Origin of the sequence: Castellaniella sp., from assembly GCF_034007085.1 — a bacterium.
Lineage (GTDB): Bacteria > Pseudomonadota > Gammaproteobacteria > Burkholderiales > Burkholderiaceae_B > Castellaniella.
Genome location: NZ_JAVERO010000004.1, coordinates 28004 through 48866, shown reverse-complemented (window position 1 = coordinate 48866; position 20863 = coordinate 28004). Strand labels below are relative to the sequence as shown.

Annotated in this window: 16 protein-coding genes, 1 tRNA gene and 1 pseudogene; 10 read left to right on the top strand and 8 right to left on the bottom strand. The window is 66.0% G+C overall.

Features of this window, described 5'->3' with window-relative positions; all coding sequences use genetic code 11:
- From cas3f to RBR29_RS01055, 4 genes and pseudogenes are all read right to left on the bottom strand, one after another.
- Positions 1-1900, bottom strand: a 1900-nt coding sequence (cas3f, locus tag RBR29_RS01070; RefSeq protein ID WP_320346375.1) for a type I-F CRISPR-associated helicase Cas3f, incomplete at its 3' end; no start/stop codon positions are given.
- Positions 1897-2904, bottom strand: coding sequence for a type I-F CRISPR-associated endonuclease Cas1f (gene cas1f, locus RBR29_RS01065; protein WP_320346373.1), 1008 nt, complete (start codon positions 2902-2904; stop codon positions 1897-1899). The genes cas1f and cas3f, both read right to left, overlap by 4 nt.
- Positions 2905-3029: 125 nt before the next feature.
- Positions 3030-3842: an OPT/YSL family transporter gene (locus RBR29_RS01060; protein WP_320346371.1), complete on the bottom strand. Its 813-nt coding sequence runs from the start codon at positions 3840-3842 to the stop codon at positions 3030-3032.
- A 76-nt stretch (positions 3843-3918) separates the two neighbouring features.
- A pseudogene (locus RBR29_RS01055) lies at positions 3919-4323 on the bottom strand (OPT family oligopeptide transporter); the annotation flags it as partial.
- 183 nt (positions 4324-4506) lie between these two features.
- Between RBR29_RS01055 and mutS the strand changes: the two are divergent.
- The 5 genes from mutS (at position 4507) to cysG (ending at position 13538) form a co-directional block, all read left to right on the top strand.
- Complete coding sequence (mutS, locus tag RBR29_RS01050; protein WP_320346369.1) at positions 4507-7104, top strand: DNA mismatch repair protein MutS; 2598 nt, start codon at positions 4507-4509, stop codon at positions 7102-7104.
- A gap of 62 nt (positions 7105-7166) precedes the next feature.
- The gene (locus RBR29_RS01045; RefSeq protein WP_320346366.1) at positions 7167-8366 is read left to right on the top strand and encodes a cupin domain-containing protein; all 1200 of its coding nucleotides are present in this window, start codon (positions 7167-7169) and stop codon (positions 8364-8366) included.
- Positions 8367-8517: 151 nt separating this feature from the next.
- A complete protein-coding gene (locus RBR29_RS01040; RefSeq protein ID WP_320346364.1) occupies positions 8518-10323 on the top strand; it encodes an assimilatory sulfite reductase (NADPH) flavoprotein subunit in 1806 nt (601 codons plus the stop codon).
- Positions 10324-10383: 60 nt separating this feature from the next.
- A complete protein-coding gene (gene cysI, locus RBR29_RS01035) occupies positions 10384-12102 on the top strand; it encodes an assimilatory sulfite reductase (NADPH) hemoprotein subunit (protein ID WP_320346362.1) in 1719 nt (572 codons plus the stop codon).
- Positions 12099-13538 carry a siroheme synthase CysG gene (cysG, locus tag RBR29_RS01030; protein ID WP_320346360.1) on the top strand — a complete coding sequence of 480 codons (1440 nt, stop codon included), beginning with the start codon at positions 12099-12101 and terminating at the stop codon, positions 13536-13538. Before cysI ends, cysG begins: the two co-directional genes overlap by 4 nt.
- 125 nt (positions 13539-13663) lie before the next feature.
- On the opposite strand, the gene bamC is transcribed toward cysG, so the two are convergent.
- The 4 genes from bamC to RBR29_RS01010 all read right to left on the bottom strand — a co-directional run bounded on the left by bamC (position 13664) and on the right by RBR29_RS01010 (position 17123).
- On the bottom strand, positions 13664-14788 hold the full coding sequence (gene bamC, locus RBR29_RS01025; protein ID WP_320346377.1) for an outer membrane protein assembly factor BamC: 1125 nt from the start codon (positions 14786-14788) through the stop codon (positions 13664-13666).
- Between the two features lie 2 nt (positions 14789-14790).
- The gene (gene dapA / locus RBR29_RS01020) at positions 14791-15693 is read right to left on the bottom strand and encodes a 4-hydroxy-tetrahydrodipicolinate synthase (protein ID WP_320346358.1); all 903 of its coding nucleotides are present in this window, start codon (positions 15691-15693) and stop codon (positions 14791-14793) included.
- An 82-nt stretch (positions 15694-15775) separates the two neighbouring features.
- Positions 15776-16429, bottom strand: a complete 654-nt coding sequence (locus tag RBR29_RS01015; RefSeq protein ID WP_320346356.1) for a site-2 protease family protein — start codon at positions 16427-16429, stop codon at positions 15776-15778.
- Between the two features lie 67 nt (positions 16430-16496).
- A complete protein-coding gene (locus RBR29_RS01010) occupies positions 16497-17123 on the bottom strand; it encodes an L-threonylcarbamoyladenylate synthase (protein ID WP_320346354.1) in 627 nt (208 codons plus the stop codon).
- 115 nt (positions 17124-17238) lie between these two features.
- Between RBR29_RS01010 and RBR29_RS01005 the strand changes: the two genes are divergently transcribed.
- The 5 genes from RBR29_RS01005 to RBR29_RS00985 all read left to right on the top strand — a co-directional run bounded on the left by RBR29_RS01005 (position 17239) and on the right by RBR29_RS00985 (position 20843).
- Positions 17239-17314: transfer RNA gene (locus RBR29_RS01005), tRNA-His, on the top strand.
- Positions 17315-17402: 88 nt separating this feature from the next.
- Positions 17403-17831, top strand: coding sequence for a multidrug/biocide efflux PACE transporter (locus tag RBR29_RS01000; RefSeq protein ID WP_320346351.1), 429 nt, complete (start codon positions 17403-17405; stop codon positions 17829-17831).
- A 50-nt stretch (positions 17832-17881) separates the two neighbouring features.
- Positions 17882-18106, top strand: a complete 225-nt coding sequence (locus tag RBR29_RS00995) for a hypothetical protein (RefSeq protein ID WP_320346350.1) — start codon at positions 17882-17884, stop codon at positions 18104-18106.
- A complete protein-coding gene (cls, locus tag RBR29_RS00990) occupies positions 18103-19557 on the top strand; it encodes a cardiolipin synthase (protein WP_320346348.1) in 1455 nt (484 codons plus the stop codon). Before RBR29_RS00995 ends, cls begins: the two co-directional genes overlap by 4 nt.
- A gap of 74 nt (positions 19558-19631) precedes the next feature.
- Positions 19632-20843, top strand: a complete 1212-nt coding sequence (locus RBR29_RS00985; protein WP_320346346.1) for an aminotransferase class I/II-fold pyridoxal phosphate-dependent enzyme — start codon at positions 19632-19634, stop codon at positions 20841-20843.
- Positions 20844-20863: the final 20 nt, after the last annotated feature.

Here is a 20863-nt window from a genome sequence, read left to right as displayed (position 1 = left end):
CGGGCTCGTCCAGCACCAGGTCACTGGTCAGCAGGCGCAGCATGGGCGCGATCTGGCGGCCGCCACGCAGGCTTTCGGTGGCGGGGGTGAGGTGGTCCACAGTACACACCAGCAGGGGTGCAGCAATCAGCGCGCGGGCCTTGGCGTCGTCGGTCAGGCGCTGCAGCAGCGGGTGCTGGTCGTTGCCCTCGTAGAGCACGGTGCCCGCTTCGTCCAGCAGCGCCTGGCTGGATGCGGAGCCAGTGGCTTCGGCCTGCTGTTCCCAGTATTCAAACAATGCCCGGCTGGCCGCGCCGCCGACCTGGATGGCCAGTTGCTCGTCGTTCAACTGCAGGTCGTTCTGGAACACGCGCCCGGTTTGCAGCGTGAGCGTGCGCAGCCCCATGGCAAAGGCGCATCGCAGGCCGGTGGCCTGGTCAGCCAGCGCGTTCATCACCCGTGCGTTGCCCAGTGTCTTGCCGCAGCCGGTGGAAGCCATGTTGACGATGAATGCGCCTTGCTGTGCCGCGCGGGCACGCACGCTGGCGGCCAGGTCGGCGGCCTTGTCCTGCCAGGCAAAGCGCGGGTCGGCGCTGCGTTTTTTCAGGGGCTTGTGGTTTTTGAGCGCCGGCAGGCTGTGCGTGAGGCTGGGCAGGGATCGCGCCACCAGCGTGGCGTGAGCCTGCACGCCCAGCAGGTGTTCGTCCAGCGTTTGATTGAAAATCGGGGCCTGGCGTCTATCCTGCAAGCACGGGCAGCTACCGTTGTGATAGTTGTTGCGGCACGTGTTGGCGTAGAGCGGGTAGTCTTTGCTGAGGTAAGGGGCGCGTGCGGCGGCGTCGGTGAGGCTGGAATAATGGTGATCGGCCAGCATGAGGCACAGGCGCACAACGTGCATGGCAAACGGGTCGTGCAGCACGGTGCGCTGCCCAGTGGCTTGCAACAGTTCCTGCAGCTTGCGTGCATAGCGGGCGGCTTGCTTGCGCCAGGCGGGTTGGATGACAGGCAACCCGTGCGGGAAGTACCAGTGGGCGGCAAGCGTCGAGGCAGGCACGTTTTCGCGGGGCTCGTTCCAGTCGGCACTGATACGCAGCAGTACGTCGTCCAGGGCGTTCTGATTCAGGGATCGAGGGCGTGCACCAAAGCGGTGGTGGACGCGCCTATCGTCATCCATGTCCTGCGCATCTACGTCCTGTGCTTTCTGTACTGGCAGGCAGGGCAGACGGTGGTGGGTGAACACCAGCCACGCCACCGCCTGAGCCAGCGGCGGCAGGTGGGCAAATGGCAAGTGCTGCCTGGCCTGGGGTTCATCCCGCCCATCGCGCAGCAGCCGCCCACTGGCATGGTCCAGCCACAGCGCTTCAAAGGCTTTCGCATCGGCACCCGGTGCTGCGCAGTCGGCCAGTCGCTGCAGCCAGCCCGTGTCGTCATCCTGCCCCACAAAGGCCTGGAACAGCCGCACCGACACCCACTCATGGCGGTAGTGATTGCGCTCGCGCAGTCCTGGGTTTCCGAGCCTGTCCTGAAACGCCTGCGTGGCTTTGCCCAGGTCGTGCAGCAGGGCAGCAAGTGCGGCCAGGGCGGTCATCAACGGCAGGTGGTGCCAGGCGTTTTCGTCACCGGTGCGCAGCACGTTGCTGGCGGTGGTGTTCGTCGGCACGGTGCCTTCAGCATTGAACTGCCGGGCATCGCCAACGATCCACAACAGTTCACTATGATCCCGGCCCCGGATCCAGTGGCAGGCCACGGCAGTGTTCTTGCGTGCGGTCTGGCGCAGCAGCCTTCTCAGGGTATCCAGACCCGCCTGGGTGATCGCCGTCTGCCAGGTCCGGTCGCCGCGCCGCTCGGCGAACTGATCCAGGATCCGGCGCGTTTCCGTCAAGGCCCGCTTGCTGCACTGGGAAACCAGCAGAACATTCATGCGCCGCCTTTCTGGCCAGAAGCGGCGGGAACGGCCTGGCGGGCAGTCGCCCTAGCGATTTCCTTGACCGTGTCGATCATGAAATCCAGGGATTCACTACGCGTCAACGCCTCGATGCAGTTGCGGCGGAACTGCTGCTCATCGTCGCCTCGCATGGCGGACAAGAAGGCCTGCGGCAGGATGCAAGCGTCCTTCACCAGATCAGCCACGTCAAACACCAGCCCGCCGCGCCGTGTCTTTCCGTGCAAGACCGCCAGGCCGTGCGGCAGGCCCAGCACCCAGCACGCCGTGGCACCCAGCCCATAGGCAAGATAATTGCCATGATCCAGAAAACGGTTGGCCGGATCGGTACCAGTCCCCCGTTTGGCACGGGTGAATTCATCGCCATAACCCACCGCGTCAACAGCCATCTTGAACAGTGCCTTGGTGAGCCTGGCTTCCTCGGTCAGCAACTCGACTGTTTCACCGGCTTGATCCACACGCCGCAGGCTCTGGGTCAGCAGACCATCCAGCCGTTCCACATCCACATTGAATCCGGCTTCCTTCAGGCTCGCCTGACGCCATTCTTCGCCCAGGCGCCGGATGCGAGCCTGCTGCAAGGCCTTGGCAGCAATCAGCCTGCGGGCATCATCAAACCAGAATTCCACCCACGCCTGCAGATATTCCGTCGGCCGATATTCACTTTGAGGGCTGAACCAGGCCACATCGACATCGACTTCATTGGCGGAAAACAAGGGCGTGCCACCGCCTCCGCAAAAACCAACCAGAACCCCGGCCTTGGCCAGTTCCCGCATTGCCGCCTGAGTGATGGATGTGCCTGTCCCCAGCAGAATGCTGGTGGTATTGGCGATCGGAATGTTCCAGTATAGAGAGCGCTTGCCCGCGTCTGTCACATACTCGACCCGACCACCGTTGACCAGCACCCGGCAATGCTCCAGGTAATAAATATTGGCCCGCTTGGAATGCAGAATCGTTTTGAGATCGGAAGCCGCAATATCGTCCATGAATCTTTTTGTAACACAAAGAATGTGGACCGTGTGGAAAAAGCAGGGCCGAGTGCATCACGCCGCCCCGCAAACTTCCATAATCGCCACTGGCCGATACGGCTTTTTCGGATGCCCCCGTTGAATTAGCCCTTTCCAGCCCCCGCCCCCAGCACGCGCCGCACGAATACGACGCACATCAGCACAAAAGCCAGCAGCCCAATCCCGGTCGCAATCGGCGCAAATCCAGGCCCGGCCACGGCCAGCGGCGCATCCCCGCCACCAGTCGCCGTGGAACCCACGATCACAATGGCCAGCACCACGCCTACCAGGCTCTCGCCCACGATCATGCCCGAAGCAAACAGCGTGCCCGTGCGCTCGCTGGTCTGTTCAGCCTGATCACGGGACACGGCATCCGGAAATGCCCGGACGCGAAGCCGGACCCGCACGAACCACGAAATCAGGGCGCCGACGAACAGTGCCGTCGCCACCGAGGGCGGCAGGTCGGCATCGGTACGGCCCTGCCCCACCCCGCCTGATCCGCGCTTGAGCACCGACAGCGAAATCCGCATGCCTTCGATCATCGGTTTGATCAGGGTCAGCAGCGTCCAGACCGCCGCGATGGCGATCATGCCGGCACCGATCAGGCGCACCTTGGAAACCCAGAGACCGGAGGCGAAGCTGCTCAGGCTGACGCCATCGGGCATGGGGGTAAGCGACGTCAACCAGGGGACGGCGATCCCCCAGGACAGCACCACGCCCAGCAGCATGGCCACGCCACCGACGATCCCGACCAGATAGCCAGCCCCCACCAGGGCAAAGGACAGGCCCAGGGGCAACTGGAATACGGCGCGTCCGATACTGAACCAATAGCCCACGCTGTCGCCGGCCACCCGCAGGCCGCTCGTCAGCAGGCTGAATCCCCCGGCCAGCACGCCGCCCGCCAGGATGTCTCGCAAGCCCCCCCGCCGGCGGCGTGTTGGCGCCGCTGTCCGGGGACTGTCCGACCTTGAGAATTTCGGCTGCGGCCACCCCTTCCGGATAGGGCAGATCGCTGTTGACGACCAGCGCGCGCCGCAGCGGCACGGTGAACACCACGCCCAGGATCCCGCCACAGGCGCAGATCATGGCGGTCTGCAACAGGGGGAACCCGGTCCAGTACCCCATCATCAACAAGGCCGGCAGCACGAAAATGACCGCCGACAGAGTGCCCGCCGCAGACGCCTGTGTCTGAACGATGTTGTTCTCCAGGATATTGGAATCCCGGAATGCCCGCAGGGCCGCCATGGAAATCACCGCCGCCGGAATCGAAGAAGCAAAGGTCAGGCCGACTTTCAGGCCCAGATAAACGTTGGACGCCGTGAACACCAGGGTGATCAGGGCGCCCAGCACCACACCACGCAGGGTGAGTTCCTTCAGGGATGTGTGCGATTCGGGCATGATGGGGGTCATTCCTTGCAAGAAAATCGATATCCGCGCATTGTATCCATCCATGGCAGGCCGGACGTGCAGTTTTCGTGCCCTGCTCAATGTCAGGAAAAGCACGGCCATTCACCTGACACCGCGCACCCCATGACCGATAATAAGAACCTTCCCCGTTTCACCCCTGCCAGCACCGCACCCATGTCCACCCCTGATCTGTCCGGCCACACCCCCATGATGCAGCAGTATCTCCAGCTCAAGGCCCAGGCCGGGTCGCATCTGCTGTTCTATCGCATGGGCGATTTCTACGAGATGTTCTATGACGACGCGGAACGCGGGGCGCGGTTGCTGAACCTGACGCTGACCAAGCGCGGCACGTCCAACGGCGCGCCGATCCCGATGGCGGGCGTGCCGCACCACGCCATGGAAGGCTACCTGGCGCGCCTGGTGGCGCTGGGTGAATCCATCGCCATCTGCGAGCAGATCGGTGATCCGGCCACCAGCAAAGGGCCGGTCGAGCGCCAGATCGTGCGTGTGGTGACGCCGGGCACGCTGACCGACGATGCGCTGTTGCCCGCCGACGATGATCGCCGCATCGCGGCCTGGGTCATCGGGCGCGGGCACGGACGCGAAACCGTGGGCCTGGCCTGGATGAACCTGGCCAACGGCGATTTCAAGGCCTGCGAATCGACACCGGAACTGCTGGACGCCGAACTGGGCCGGATCGCGCCCGCCGAACTGGTCTGCGCAGAACAGGCAGACATGCGGGCACTGGAATCGGCCGGACTGGACGCTGCGATCAGCCGGGTACCGGACTGGCACTTCGAGGCCGACGGCGCGCGCGACACGCTGCTGCGCCATTTCGGCGTGAACGATGTCGGCGCTTTCGGGCTGGACCACTTGCCGCTGGCCATGCGCGCGGCCGGCGCGCTGCTGCGCTACGTCGGGGCGACGCAGGCCCAGGCGCTCAGCCATGTGCACAGCCTGTCGGTGGACGCGGGCGGCGACTACGTGGTGCTGGACCCGGCCACGCGGCGCAATCTGGAAATCACCGATACGCTCAGCGGCGGCGACGGCCCGACGCTGTTCAGCACGCTGGACCACGCCCGCACGCCGATGGGCAGCCGCCAATTGCGCCGCTGGCTGCAGGCGCCGCTGCGCGACAATCCCCAGGCCCGCGCCCGCCAGGACGTGATCACGCAACTGCTGCAGGCGCCGGATGCCGACGGCGCGCTGCGCGCCCTGCGCGATGCACTGCGGCCCCTGCCCGATCTGGAACGCATGGCGACCCGCCTGGCGCTGGGCACGATCCGTCCACGAGAACTGGCCAGCCTGCGCGATGCACTGGGATGCCTGGACACGCTGGCCCAGACCACTACGGCTGCCTTCGATGCCCAGAGGCTGCTGGCCGATTGCCTGCGCGACGTCCCCGTGGACCCGGCACTGCATGCGCTGCTGGCCCAGGGCATCGCCGCCGAGCCCGCCCTGATGGTGCGCGACGGCGGGGTGATCGCAACAGGCTACGATGCAGAACTGGACGAACTGCGCCAACTGGCGGGGGACAACGGTGCGTTTCTGCTGGAAGTCGAAGCCCGCGAACGGGAACGCACCGGGATTGCCAACCTGCGGGTGGAATACAACCGCGTCCATGGTTTTTTCATCGAGGTCTCACGCGGCCAGGCCGACAAGGTGCCCGACGACTACCGCCGCCGCCAAACGCTGAAAAACGTAGAACGCTACATCACGCCCGAACTGAAAGCCTGGGAAGACAAAGTCCTGTCTGCCCGGGACCGCAGCCTGGCGCGCGAAAAACTGCTGTACGAACAGATCCTGGCCCAGGCAGCGGGGCACGCGGCGGCGCTGGCCCGCTGCGCCGCTGCCCTGGCGCAGATCGATGCGCTGGCCGGACTGGCCTATCATGCACGCGCCCACGGCTGGGTGGCGCCGGAACTGGTCGATGAGATCTGCCTGGACATCGAATCCGGCCGCCACCCGGTGGTGGAACACAGTATCGAATCCTTTACCCCGAACGACTGCCACATGAACGAAGAACGCCGCATGTTGCTGATCACGGGGCCGAACATGGGCGGCAAATCGACCTATATGCGCCAGGTGGCGCTGATCGCGCTGCTGGCGCGCGCCGGCAGCTACGTCCCCGCGACACGGGCGCGCATCGGCCCGGTGGATCGCATCTTCACACGCATCGGCGCGGCCGACGACCTGGCGGGCGGCCGCTCGACCTTCATGATGGAAATGATGGAAGCCGGCGTGATCCTGGGGGCCGCCACTCCATCCAGCCTGGTCCTGATGGACGAAATCGGCCGGGGCACGTCCACCTACGACGGCCTGGCGCTGGCCTGGGCCATTGCCCACCGGCTGCTGACGCACAACCGCGCGCTGACGCTGTTCGCGACGCATTATTTCGAAATGACACGTCTGCCGGAAAAGACCCACGGCGTGGCCAATGTCCATCTGGCAGCGGCCGACGCGCCCGACGGGGTGGTATTCCTGCACGAAGTCCGCCCCGGCCCCGCCAGCCAGAGCTACGGCCTGCACGTGGCCCAGCGCGCCGGCATCCCGCCAGTGGTGATCCGCCACGCACGCAAGGAACTAGCCGAACTGGAAGCCCGCAACCGGGCCGGATCCCAGCTGGCCCTGTTCGTGCAGCAGGCCGAAGAGGAATCCGACCACGACCCGGACGCGCCGTTGCGCGCCGCCTTGCAGGCGCTGGAACCGGACAGCCTGAGCCCGCGTGATGCGCTGGAACTCATCTACCAGTTGCGCCGCGACTTTCTCTGATGGCCATCGGCCCGGCAAGCCGGGCCGACAGGCCCACCCGACCCCGCAAGGACGCCCCTTTCATGATGACCTCATCGAACCCCGACATCGACCGCCCCACACCCCTGCTGGGCGGCCTGACGCCCCAGGAATTCATGCGCGACTACTGGCAGCAGAAACCCCTGCTGGTGCGCCAGGCGATCCCCGGTTTCCAGCCGCCGGTCACGATCGGCGACGTACGGACACTGGCCCGCCGCGACGAGGTCGAATCCCGCCTCATCACCCACGGCGAGCGCGGCTGGTCGCTGAAACACGGGCCGTTTCGCCGATTGCCGCCAGCCTCGCAGCCGAACTGGACGCTGCTGGTGCAAAGCGTGGACCTGCACGACGATGATTCGGCCGCGCTGATGCGCCAGTTCCGCTTCATCTCCGATGCCCGGCTGGATGATCTGATGATCAGCATCGCCACTGACGGTGGCGGTGTCGGCCCCCATTTCGACAGCTACGACGTGTTCCTGCTGCAAGGACAGGGCCGACGCCGCTGGCGCACCAGCCAGCAGGCGGACCGCACCCTGGTGCCGGGATTGCCGCTGAAGATCCTGGCCGATTTCCAGCCGGATGCGGATGACATCCTGGAACCGGGCGACATGCTGTACCTGCCGCCGCACGTCTGCCACGACGGCATCGCCATCGGCGGCGACTGCATGACGCTGTCCATCGGTTTTCGCGTCCCCAGCCAGGCGACCCTGGCCCGGGGCCTGCTGGAATCGGCCGCCGACCAGATCTCGGCCCAGCACCTGGGCAACCCAGGCCTGTACGGACACCCCTGCCTGCCCGGCCCGGACCTGGCCACGCTCTATACCGACGCCGGGGTGGCCGCCACCCGCACCCCAGCGGCCCTACCCGATGCGCTGGTGCAGTCCACGCTGGACACGCTGTCCAGGATTCGCCTGGACCGTGCCGTTGCAGCGCGGTTCCTGGGCCAATGGCTGACGTCCCTGCCCGACAGCGCCCTGTTCGACCCGGCCGCAGAACCACTCTCGCTGAGCACAGGCGTTCCGGCGGCGGGTCGCCTGACGCTGGACCGCTGCACGCGGCTGATGTATTGCGACCAGCAGGTCTTCATCAATGGCGAGGTCGCCCCCCTGGCGGCCGAGCCCGGCCTGGAGGCACTGGCCGACCAGCGTGCGCTGGATGCGGACGCGATCCGCCGCCTGGCCCCCGACACGCTCGCCCTGCTGGACGAATGGCTGCAAGAAGGCTGGCTGCACTGGGAAGACTGACCCCGATCCACCCCGCCACACGCAGACGACACGGTCTTTCCGGATGGGGCCATTTGCTTATATGCGCATAAAAACATAAGCATCGGTTCGTTCACGATCCGAAGCAAGCGGCCCAGAATGGACCCTTTCTTCGTTTCCACAAGACCGTGCCATGCTCGCGCCGAACTACCTGCCCGAAGCCCACCTCCCCCTGATCGCCGAACTGGCGGGCGCGCTGGAACCTGCCAGCCTGCACTGGCTTTCGGGCTATTTCGCCGGGGTCGCCCAGGCGCGCCAGCCCACGCGCGAGGCATCCCCGACGCTGACGGTGGCCAGCGCGCCCGCACCCGACACCGCCCAGCGCCTGACCATCCTGTACGGCAGCCAGACCGGCAATGCAAAGCGCGTCGCCAATGCGCTGCATGAGCAGGTGCTTGCCCAGGGGCTGGAAGCGCGGCTGATCCGTGCCGACCAGTACAAGACCAAGGAACTGAAGGACGAACAGCTGCTCTACGTGGTCATGAGCACGCAGGGCGACGGCGATCCGCCAGACGATTCGATTGCCTGGGTCGAATTCCTGCTGGGCAAGCGCGCGCCGAAGCTGCCCCGGCTGAAATACGCCGTGCTGGGCCTGGGGGATTCCAACTACCCCTCGTTCTGCGGCATTGCGCAGAAGATCGACGCCCGTCTGGCCGAACTGGGCGCGCAGCGCCTGCAGGACGCCGGCGCCGCCGATCTGGATATCGACACAGTCGCCGCCCCCTGGCAGGCCCGGGCGCTGGAACAGGCGCGCGAGGTCCTGCAGACCGCCAGTGCAGCCACGCCCCAGGCCACGGTGACGCCGCTGCGGCCCCAGACCGAAAAATTCACCCGCGACCACCCGTTCCAGGCGGAAATCCTGCTGAACCAACCCATCACGGGCCGCGACAGCGACAAGGACATCCGCCACCTGGAACTGTCGCTGGAAGGCAGCAAGCTGCACTACGAACCTGGCGATGCCCTGGGTGTCTGGCCCGAACAGGACGACACCCTGGTCGCCCGCATTCTGGCTGCCTGCGGCCTGAACGCCGCCGACACGGTCGAACACCAAGGTGCCAGCCGCCCCCTGGGCGAATGGCTGGGCCGCTACCGTGAACTGACGGTGCTGACCCGCCCATTCCTGGCCGCCCTGGCAGAACGCGCGCAAGATGGCGCACTGACGGCGCTGCTGGCGCCGGACGCCCGCGAACAGTTGGCCGCCTATCTGGGCACGCATCAGTTGATCGATGCGCTCAGGCAATGGCCAGTGCGCTGGAGCGGGCCTGAACTGGTGGCAGCCTTGCGGCCACTGGCCCCACGCCTGTATTCCATCGCATCCTGCGCTGCGGTGGCCGAAGACGAAGTTCACCTGACGCTGGCCCATGTCGCCTTTGAACGGCAAGGGGAATCCCGCTGGGGCGTGGCGTCGCATTTTCTGGCCGACCGCACCGAAGGCGATACGGTGCCGGTCTTCATCGAGGAAAACACGCGCTTTCGCCTGCCGGCCGATACCGCCCGCGACATCATCATGATCGGCGCGGGCACCGGAGTGGCGCCGTTTCGCGCCTTTGTCCAGGCCCGCGCCGAGGCGCAGGCACCGGGGCGCAACTGGCTGTTTTTCGGCAATCCGCATTTTTCCAGCGATTTCCTGTACCAGATCGAATGGCAGCAGGCGCTGAAGGACGGCCACCTGAACCGCATCGACCTGGCGTTCTCGCGCGACCAGGCAGACAAGATCTACGTCCAGCACCGGCTGCTGGCGCAAGGCGCGGACGTCTACGACTGGATTCAGGCCGGCGCCCACGTCTATGTCTGCGGGGATGCCGAACGCATGGCCCGCGATGTGCATGCCGCCTTGCTGGATATCGCCCGCGACCACGGCGGCCTGAACGACGAAGGTGCCCGCCAGTGGCTGGATGACCTGGCCGCGCAGGGCCGTTACGCACGGGACGTGTATTGACCGGCTTCGCTTGCGGGCGGCGTCCTGCTCTTCAAACAGCAATTTCCATTTGATCCCGACATGAGTGTTTCCCCCCTGTCTCCCCTGGAAGACATCAAGACCGGCAGCCGATTCCTGCGCGGCACCATCGCCAAGGAACTGGAAAACCCGGTGACCGGCGCCATCCCGGAATCCGACACCCAGCTGCTGAAATTCCACGGCAGCTACATGCAGGATGACCGCGACATCCGTGACGAGCGGCGCAAGCAGAAACTGGAGCCGGCCTACGCCTTCATGGTGCGCGCGCGCCTGCCGGGCGGCGTGATCAGCCCGGACCAATGGCTGGCGCTGGACGCACTGGCACAGCAATACGCCACGCGCGGCCTGCGCATCACCACCCGCCAGACTTTCCAGTGGCACGGCATCCTGAAACGCCATCTGCGCGCCTTCATGCAGGGCATCCATGCCGCCCGCGCCAGCACGATCGCGGCCTGCGGCGACGTGAACCGCCAGGTGATCAGTTCGGTCAACCCGCACCTGTCCAGCCAGCACGCGCTGACACAACACTGGGTGCAACGCCTGTCCGAGCATTTCCTGCCGCGCACCCGCGCCTACGCCGAGATCTGGCTGGGCGGCGAACAGGTCGGCGAGGCGGCCGACGAAGAACCGATCTACGGCAACGATTCCGCCTATCTGCCGCGCAAGTTCAAGATCGGCATCGCCATTCCGCCGACCAATGACTGCGATGTCTTTGCCAATGACCTGGGCCTGATCGCCATCATTGAACAGGGCGAACTGCAGGGTTTCAACGTTGCGGTGGGCGGCGGCATGGGCGCCACGGCTGGCGACCCGAGCACCTACCCCCGGCTGGGCACGCTGATCGGTTTCACCCGGCCCGAACACGTGATTGCCGTGGCCGAGGCCGTGGTCACGCTGCAACGCGACCACGGCGACCGCCAGGCACGCCAGCATGCCCGCCTGAAATACACGGTGGACCGCCTGGGCGTGGACTGGTTCCGCGAACAGATCGGCCTGCGCACGGGGGTGCCCCTGGAACCCCTGCGCCCCTACCGGTTCGAGCGCAACGGCGACCGCTACGGCTGGGCTCGGGGCGAAGACGGCCGCTGGCACCTGGGGCTGTATATCGCCTCGGGCCGCCTGTGGGATCGGGACGGCCTGCGCCTGCAGACCGGGATGCGCGCAATCGCCCGCGTCCTGAAGGGCGAATTCCGCCTGACCTGCAACCAGAATCTGGTGATCGCCAATGTGGACGAGGCCGACCGCGCCACCATCGACGCCCTGGTCGCGGAATACGGGCTGGACGGCTACAAGGCACAGAGCGGCATCCGCCGCCATCACATTGCCTGTGTCGCGCTGCCCACCTGCGGCCTGGCCATGGCCGAAAGCGAGCGCTACGCCCCCGTCCTGTTGCCCAAGCTGGAAGCCTTGCTGGACTCGCATGGCCTGCGCGATGCGCCCATCCTGCTGCGCCTGTCGGGCTGCCCGAACGGCTGCTCGCGCCCCTACCTGGGCGAGATCGCGCTGGTGGGCCGCGCCCTGGGGCGCTACGACCTGCGCCTGGGGGCCGATTTCATCGGCGAACGCCTGAACGTCGTCTACCGCGAAAACATCACCGAAACCGAAATCCTGTCCAGCCTGGATGCCCTGTTCGGACAGTACGCCCGTGAGCGCCAGGCGGACGAGGGTTTCGGCGATTTCCTGGTTCGCGCCGGCGTGATCCAGGCAGACGCGCGCGACCCGCACAGCGCCGGATCCCGCCGCAAGGCAGATGCCGCATGAATCATTTCCCGCTGTTCGCCGACCTGCGGGACCGCACGGCCGTCGTCGTGGGCGCGGGCCTGGTGGCCGAACGCAAGATCACGCTGCTGCGCGCGGCGGGCGCCCGGGTCATCGTCTGCGCGCATGCCGCCCACCCCCAGGTACTGGCGCGCGCCCAGGCAGGCGAAATCGAACTGCGGCTGGGGGAATTCGATCCCGCCCTGTTGGACCAGGCCTGGCTGGTCGTCGCCGCCACCAGCGATCGCGCGCAGAATCAGCAGGTCGCGGACGCCGCCGCAACCCGGCGGCTGTTCTGCAATGTCGTGGACGATCCGGCGCTGTCCAGCGTCCAGGTGCCGGCCATCGTGGACCGGTCTCCGATCACCATCGCGATTGCTTCGGGCGGTGCCGCGCCGGTGATCGCCCGGCGCCTGCGCGAGCGCATCGAATCGATGTTCGATCCGGCCCTGGGCGCCCTGGCGGATCTGGCCCGGCGCCATCGGGTGCGGATCCGCCAGGCCCGGCCGCATTTGCGCCCCCGCCGGGACTTCTATGACTGGCTGCTGGACGGCCCCGTCCTGGGCGCCCTGCGGCGCGGCCAGCCCTGCCAAGCCGAAGCTCTGCTGGATCAGGCCCTGGCCACCCCCAACCCGCCTCCGAAGGGCAAAGTGCTGCTGGTCGGCGCCGGCCCCGGCGACCCGGGCCTGCTGACCCTGCGCGGCCTGCGCGCCCTGAACGAAGCCGATGTGATCCTGGCCGACCGCCTGGTCAGCCCCGCCGTCCTGGCGCTGGCACGGCGCGATGCGCACGTGATCGATGTAGGCAAGGCCCCGGGCGGGCCGCACGCAACGACCCAGGCCCGCATTCACGCGCTGATGGTCGCGCATGCACGCCAGGGACGCTGCGTGGTGCGCCTGAAGGGCGGCGACCCCCTGGTCTTCGGGCGCGGAGGCGAGGAACTGCAACATCTGAAACGGCACGGCATCGCCTACGAAGTCGTGCCCGGCATCACCGCTGCCCTGGCCTGCGGCGCCTACGCCGGCATTCCGCTGACGCACCGCAACCATGCCCAATCCCTGACCCTGGCTACGGCGCAGCAGCAGACCGGCGAGACGGTCGGATCATCCTGCCCGGATGGTGCCGACAGCCGGACCCAGGTCTACTACATGGGGGTGCAACGCCTGCCCGCGCTACGTGCACAGCTGCTGGCCGCAGGCCACGATCCCGGACTGCCGTGCGCACTGGTGGAACATGGTTCGCGGCCAGAGCAACGCACCCTGCATGCCACACTGGACACGGTCGTGGACGCAGCGCGCCGCCATGCGATCCAGGCGCCCGCCTTGTTGATCGTCGGCGCAACCGCTGCCCTGGGCATGGACCTGGCCTGGTTCGGCGAGACGCTGCGCACGCCATCGGCGCATCATCCAGAAAACATCCGGCCGCAGGCAGTTGCCTGAGCCCGGCGTGTGCCGGCATCGGCCTTTCTGAGTGCAGCAGGTCTTGGATCCACGGCCTTCAAAGCCACAGGGCCGGGATTTTCAGTCCCGGCCCTGTGTTTGCTGCGACGGCATGCAATGGGGAATTACTGGGCCTCGCGCAGATTTTTCGCCAGCACCGACAGGATGCGTTTTGCCGTGGCGTCGGTCTTGGGTTGACCGTTTTCGTCGCGCACGCTGACCTGGGTGCCATCGCCCTGCTGGGCCAGATGGATGCGCAGTTTCTGGGGTTCGGCCGTATTGCGGGTACCGAACAAGCGACCAAAGAACGTCTGCTGCTCGATCTTTTCGCCCGTATCGGTATCCAGGTAGCGGATGTAGTAATCGCCCTGTTCGCGGTTGCGATCCTCGACCGTGAAGCGGGCCGAATCGATGGCCACGCCCACACGGCGCCAGGCCCGGTCGAAAGGTTCGCCGACCGTCAGGAAATCCTGCTCCTGGGAAATCCGGGCGGCGACGTCCTGGCCGGCACCAGCCTCGGCCGCCTTGACCTTCTGGGCGGCCTGCTGCTGATCGGTACCCAGGTAGACCATCAGGCGCGCCAGCATGGCGGCGTTCAGGCCCGGGTCTTCTTTGCCGAAGACCCATTTGAAGGCCGTGCCGTCTCCCGTGGGGGTTTCTTCCATGTGCTGGTGGCTGATGTAGACCTCGGTCTTGCCATTCATGCGTTCCAGGCGCGTCGTGAAACGGTCGCGTTCACCGCTGTCGAAGACCTGATCCAGCACGCTGCCCAGGGCGCTGCGCAGCCAGCCTTCCGGGATCTTGGCGCGGTTTTCGGCCCAGTCGGTTTCGATCAGGCCCGCCTGTGGATTCTGGGAATGGATGGTGAAGCCCTGTTCACCCCAGAATTCGATGATCTTGGGGTACAGGTTTTCAGCGGCTTCGCTGACGACCAGCCAGCGCAGCGTGCCATCGCGCATGACTTCGATGCCGGGCGTTTGGGGCAGCACCCGGTCGGCCGGGTTCGTGCTCTGCGCGCCCTGGCTGGCCCGGTAGTCGCTGAGCCGCGCGACCCCTTCGGGCGCGACGTAATGCGTGTTCTTGTTGGCCTGGGTCAGATCGGGCGGAATCGACAGCGGTTCACCCGTGACCGTGCTCTTGTATTCGATGGACTCGGTCTGGCCAGTCAGCTGGCCAATGGTCGAGCAGGCAGACAGGAACAGCAGACCCGCCAGCATCAGACTGGTCCGGGCAAACGGCATGCGTTTCATCATCACAGGGAACCTGCTTCAATCAGGGCTTGGCGCACGACGGCGCGAAGCGAATCGGACAAAGGGGTCAGTGGCAGGCGGTAGCCCAGCTGGGTCAAGCCCATTTCGGCAACCGCCCATTTGACGGGGATGGGGTTGGCTTCCAGGAACAGCACACGGTTCAGGGTCGCCAGCCGGTTGTTCAGGTGCCGCGTCTGGGGCACATCGCCCCGCAGCGCGGCGGCGCACAGTTCGTGCATCAGGCGCGGTGCGACATTGGCGGTCACGGAAATATTGCCCTGGCCACCCAACAGGATCAGCGCCGCAGCGGTGGGGTCATCGCCGCTGATGACGTGAAAGCCTTCTGGTGCCGCCGCAATCAGCTGGGCACCCCGGGCGATGTTGCCAGTGGCGTCCTTGACGCCGATGATTCCGGGCACCTGGGCCAGGCGCAGGATGGTCTCGTTGGACAGATCCGCGACGGTGCGGCCCGGCACGTTGTACAGGATGCTGGGCAGGTCGCAGGATTCGGCGATGGCGCGGAAATGCTGATAGAGGCCTTCCTGGGTGGGCTTGTTGTAATAGGGCACGACCGTCAGGCCGGCGGCCGCGCCGGCGGCATAGGCATGGCGCTGCAGTTCGATGGCCTCGGCCGTGGAATTGCCCCCGGTGCCCGCGATCACGGGAATGCGGCCATCGGCATGGCGCACGGCCAGTTCGATGAGTTCTGCCTGTTCCTGGATGGTCACCGTGGGCGATTCACCCGAGGTGCCGACGACCACCAGCGCGTCGGTGCCCTGTTCGACGTGCCAGTCGATCAGTTTCCGGAAGGCTTCCAGGTCCAGTTGCCCATCGGGATGCATGGGCGTGACCAGGGCAACCATGCTGCCCTGAAAGACTGGGGTCGATGAATCCGAGCCGGCCATGATGAGGGATGTCTCCGCAAGACGCCCGGGCAAGCCCCCGAGCGGAACAAAACGCCAAGTTTACCGGATTCGGACCGCCAATCTACAAAAATCCGCCAACGACCCATTGCCCCAGTTTCAGGAGCGGCAGCATCAGGGGCCAGAGCCAGCCAAGCATCATCAGCACGATCAGGATCACCAGCCCGTAGGGTTCGATGCGGCCATAGCGCCAGGCCAGGCGCGCAGGCAGCAGGCTGAAGACGATCCGCCCCCCATCCAGTGGCGGCAAGGGCAGCAGATTGAGCGCCATCAGGATCAGATTGACCTGAACCCCGGCCTGGGCCATCAGCGCCCAGAAATCCTGCGGGCCGACGATCAGTTCCAGCGACAGCATGAGCCGCAGGAACAGCACCCAGCCAATGGCCATCAGCAGATTGGATGCCGGCCCGGCCAGCGCCACCCACAGCATGTCGTGCTTGGGCCGGCGCAGGCGTCCCCAGTTGACCGGCACGGGCTTGGCCCAGCCGAACAGCAGCCCACCGCCCATGAGCTTGGTGGCAAACAGCAGGACCAGCGGCACGACGATGGTGCCCATCGGATCGATGTGCCGCAGCGGGTTCAGGCTGATGCGGCCGGCCTGGGCAGCCGTAGGATCGCCAAAGTAGCGCGCAACGTAGCCGTGCGCGGCTTCGTGCAGGGTAATGGCAAACAGGACCGGCAAAGCGTAGACCGCGATGGTCTGGATCAGATTGTCCACAGGGATTCGAACGTTTCAAATGCCGGCCGGCGGCCAGCTGGGCCGACAAGCATAACCGTTTGGACGGTCAGGACAACCCCAGCGTGGCCGGATCACCGCGTCCCACACGCACGACCTGGGGAATATCCGAGGTCAGGTCGATGACCGTGGTGGGTTCGAAGGGGCAGGATCCGCCATCGACGATGGCCGCCAGATCATGCTGGTAGCGGCTGACGATATCCTGGGCATCATTCAGGGGCAGGGTCTCGTCGCGGGGAATCAGGGTGGTCGACAGCAGCGGCGAACCGGCGGCCTCGATCAGGGCGAGCGCCACCCGATGGTCGGGCACGCGGATGCCGATGGTCTTGCGCGAAGGGTGCGAAACGCGCCGGGGGACTTCCCGGGTGGCTTCGAGGATGAAGGTCCAGGGCCCCGGGGTGGCCAGTTTCAACAGGCGGTACTGGGGGTTGTCAACCTTGGCGAAATGGCTGATTTCGGCCAGATCGCGGCACAGCAGCGTCAGGTGGTGACGTTCGTCCAGCCCGCGCAGCCGGCGCAGACGTTCGGCTGCGTCCTTGTCGTCCAGACGCGCCACGACGGCATAGCTGGAATCGGTGGGAACGGCCACCAGCCCGCCCTGGGCCAGCAGGTCGCCAGCCTGCTGCAGCAGCCTGGATTGCGGATTTTCGGGATGAACGACGAAGATCTGTGCCATGAGCGGGCTCCTTGTTCGCAACCGATAACATGACCTAAAACGCAGCAGCGATCAAGCGCCGAAACGCAGTCTGCAAAAGGATTTCAGGCATGCTAGAATTCCTTTTCTCTGAGTGGTGACCGTAGCTCAGTTGGTAGAGTCCCGGATTGTGATTCCGGTCGTCGTGGGTTCGAGTCCCATCGGTCACCCCACATTTCCCTTCATGGGCTGGCGGGGACGACCCTGTCCGATCGCATCCACGCGGTGACGACACCGCCGCAGCGAACCCGAACCGCATTCATGCAGATCCACGACCGCCCGTTGTCCGAACGCGTCTTTCACGCGCTGGCGTTCGAAATCCTCGCCATCGGCATTTCCGCGCCCCTGGCCGCCTGGATCACCGGGCACGGTCTCTTTGACATGGGCGTGCTCACCGCCGTCGTCGCCACCATCGCCGTCCTCTGGAACATGCTCTACAACTGGCTGTTCGACCGCCTGCAGGCACGCGTCGGATTCGACCGCACCTATGGCATCCGGGTGGCGCACGCCTTTGGTTTCGAAGGCGGCCTGATCCTGATCGCCATCCCCTTCGTGGCCTGGTGGCTGCACATTTCGATCTGGCAGGCCCTGCTGCTGGACATCGGTTTCGTGCTGTTCTATCTGCCCTACGGCTTTCTTTTCAATCTGGGGTATGACAAGATTCGGCAGAATCTGATCGCAGCCGACTGACGGCCCGGCACGCCACCGGGTGCGCGGGCGGCCGCAGCCCGGAACACGCCATGAACACCTCTCTCGTCCCCGACACCGCCCCCGACTGGTCCCTGGCCCCCGCAGGCTGGGACTGGTGTGCGCAGGACGCTGACGGGCGCTGGTACTGGTACCGCACCGAACCCGTGCCCGGCATCGGCGGCGGCGTCTGGCGTTCGAATTCCCGCAACCAGCAATATGCCGCCACCGGTCGGCCGAACCCGGACTGGTTCGATTCCCTGCGCCACCGGCCATGAACATCCTGACCGACTTCCTGCGCGAATACTGGCCGCACCTGGCGGCGCTGCTGTCCCTGGCCTTCAGCCTGGTCGTCGCCGCCCAGGCGGCCATGCAGAAAAACGACGTGCGCGCGGCCATCGCCTGGGTCGGCGTCATCCTGATGTCGCCATTCGTAGGCGCCTTCCTGTATCTGGTCGCAGGCATCAACCGCATCCGCCACGACCAGATGTCCGCCCAGCGCAGCCGCCTGATCAAGGACTACGTCAACAGCGCGCACCCGACCTTCGGCAACGTCGGCCCAGTGTCCGCCCCGCAGTTCGCCTCACTGCGCGTCCTGTGCGATCAGGTCAGCCGGTTTCCCCTGCAGGGCGGCAACCACATCACCCTGCTCGACAGCGGCGACCAGGCCTATCCGGCCATGCTGCAGGCCATCGACGAAGCCCAGCACTGCATCGCGCTGCAAAGCTACATCTTCGACCACGACCGCATCGGCCTGCGTTTTGTCGATGCCCTGCGACGCGCACAGGAACGCGGCATCGAAATCCGGGTGCTGATCGATGCCGTCGGCGCGCGCTATTCCCGCCCCCCCATTCTGCGCCTGCTGGAACGCAACGGCATCCGCGCCGACCGCTTCATGACCAATCCGCTGGGCCTGCGTTCGGCCTACGCCAACCTGCGCAGCCACCGCAAGATCCTGTTCGTCGATGGCCATCTGGGCTTCATGGGCGGCATGAACATCCGCGAAAGTTTCATGGCATCCCTGGCAGGACGGCGGGCGGACATCGACACGCATTTCCGCATCGAAGGCCCGCTGGCGACCCAACTGTTCGCCGTCTTTGCCAATGACTGGGAATTCGCAACCGGCGAACGCCTGCTCATCGAAGACTGGACTTGTGTCTCTTCCCTGCCCCCAGAGCCCCGGGTGCCGGCGCGCTGCATCCGCAGCAGCCCCGACCGTTTCATGGCGGCCACGCATCGTGTGCTGCTGGGCGCCCTGGCTGTGGCGCAGCACCACGTGCGCATCCAGTCACCCTATTTCCTGCCCGACCAGGTCCTGATCGGCGCGCTGAACACCGCCGCGCGGCGCGGCATCCAGGTGGATATCGTGATCCCGGGACGCAACAACCTGCGGCTGGTGAACTACGCCATGACCGCCCAGCTCGCCCAGGTCCTGGAAGGCGGCTGCCGCATCTGGCGCTGCCACAAGAACTTCGATCATTCCAAACTGCTGACCATCGACGGCGCCTGGTCCTATGTCGGCTCATCCAATCTGGATCCCCGCAGCCTGCGCCTGAATTTCGAACTGGACATGGAAATCTACGACCGCGCCCTGGCCACGCAAATCGCGCAGCGCATCGACGCGGACATCGCGCAATCCGAACGCGTGACCCTGGAAGCCCTGAACGCCATGCCCTACCTGAAACGGCTGCGCAACCGGGTCATCTGGCTGGCCAGCCCCTATCTCTGACCCCTCGGGCAGACCGCAACGGCGGCCTGGGCGTATGATGGGCTCCCGTCCCCACTGCGCAGGAGCCCGCTTCCATGAACCCGTCCCGGCCCGATTCCAGCGACACGCCCGCCTGGCGTGAACAGACTCTGGTGCTGCACGGCGATGCCGTCTGCAGCCACGGCGCCGACGTCGTCTCGCCGATCCACTACAGCGCGACCTTTCGCGCCGAAACCGCCGAGCAGTTCTCGGCCATGGCAACCACCGCCCGGCCCGCGACCTTCTACACGCGCCACGGCAACCCGGTGCACAAGCGCGTCGAGGCCATCCTGGCGGGCCTGGAAGGCACGGAAAGCGCGCTGCTGACGGGTTCAGGCATGGGTGCCATCTGCACCACCATCCTGGCGCTGCTCCAGGCCGGCGACCATGTCGTGGCCCAGCAACGCCACTACATGAGCACCGCCAAGCTGTTCTCGGAAATCCTGCCCCGCTACGGCGTGCAGGTCAGTTTTTTCGATCAGACGGATCTGGACAGCCTGCGCGCCGTGCTACGCCCGGACACGAAACTGATCATGGTGGAAACGCCGGTCAACCCCAGCCTGTCCATCACGGACCTGGCCGCCGTCGCCGAGATCGCCCGCGCGCGCGGCATTCTGACCGTGGCCGACAACACCTTTGCCTCGCCGCTGAACCAGCGCCCCCACGATCTGGGCATCGACATCGTGGTGCACAGCGCCACCAAATACCTGGGCGGGCACCACGACCTGATGGCCGGCGCCATCTGCTGCAGCAATGCACTGGCGGAGACGATCTGGAAAATGCACGTCACCCTGGGCGCCGTCCTGTCGCCCATGGACGCCTGGCTGCTGCTGCGCGGCCTGCGCACGCTGTCGCTGCGCATGGAACGCATCAATGCCAACGCCCTGGCGCTGGCGCAATGGCTGGAAACCCGTCCCGAAGTCGAACAGGTCTTCTATCCCGGCCTGGACAGCCATCCCCAGCACGCCCTGGCGACCCGCCAGATGCGCGGCTTCGGCGCCGTGGTGGCCTATTCGATCAAGGGGGGCTACGCCGCCACCCAGCGTTTCGTGACCGCGCTGCGGCTGGCGACCCAGGCCGTCAGCCTGGGCGGGGTCGAAACCCTGGCGGTGCATACCGCGTCCATGTGGGCCAGTTCCATGACCGAGGACGAGATGAAAACTGCCGGTATCGAGCCGAATTTCATCCGCATGTCCGTGGGGGTCGAACACGTGGACGACCTGAAGGCCGACCTGGCCCAGGCGCTGGAACAAGCCGCCCGGGCCTAGTGTCCTGGTTCAGAGGCTCC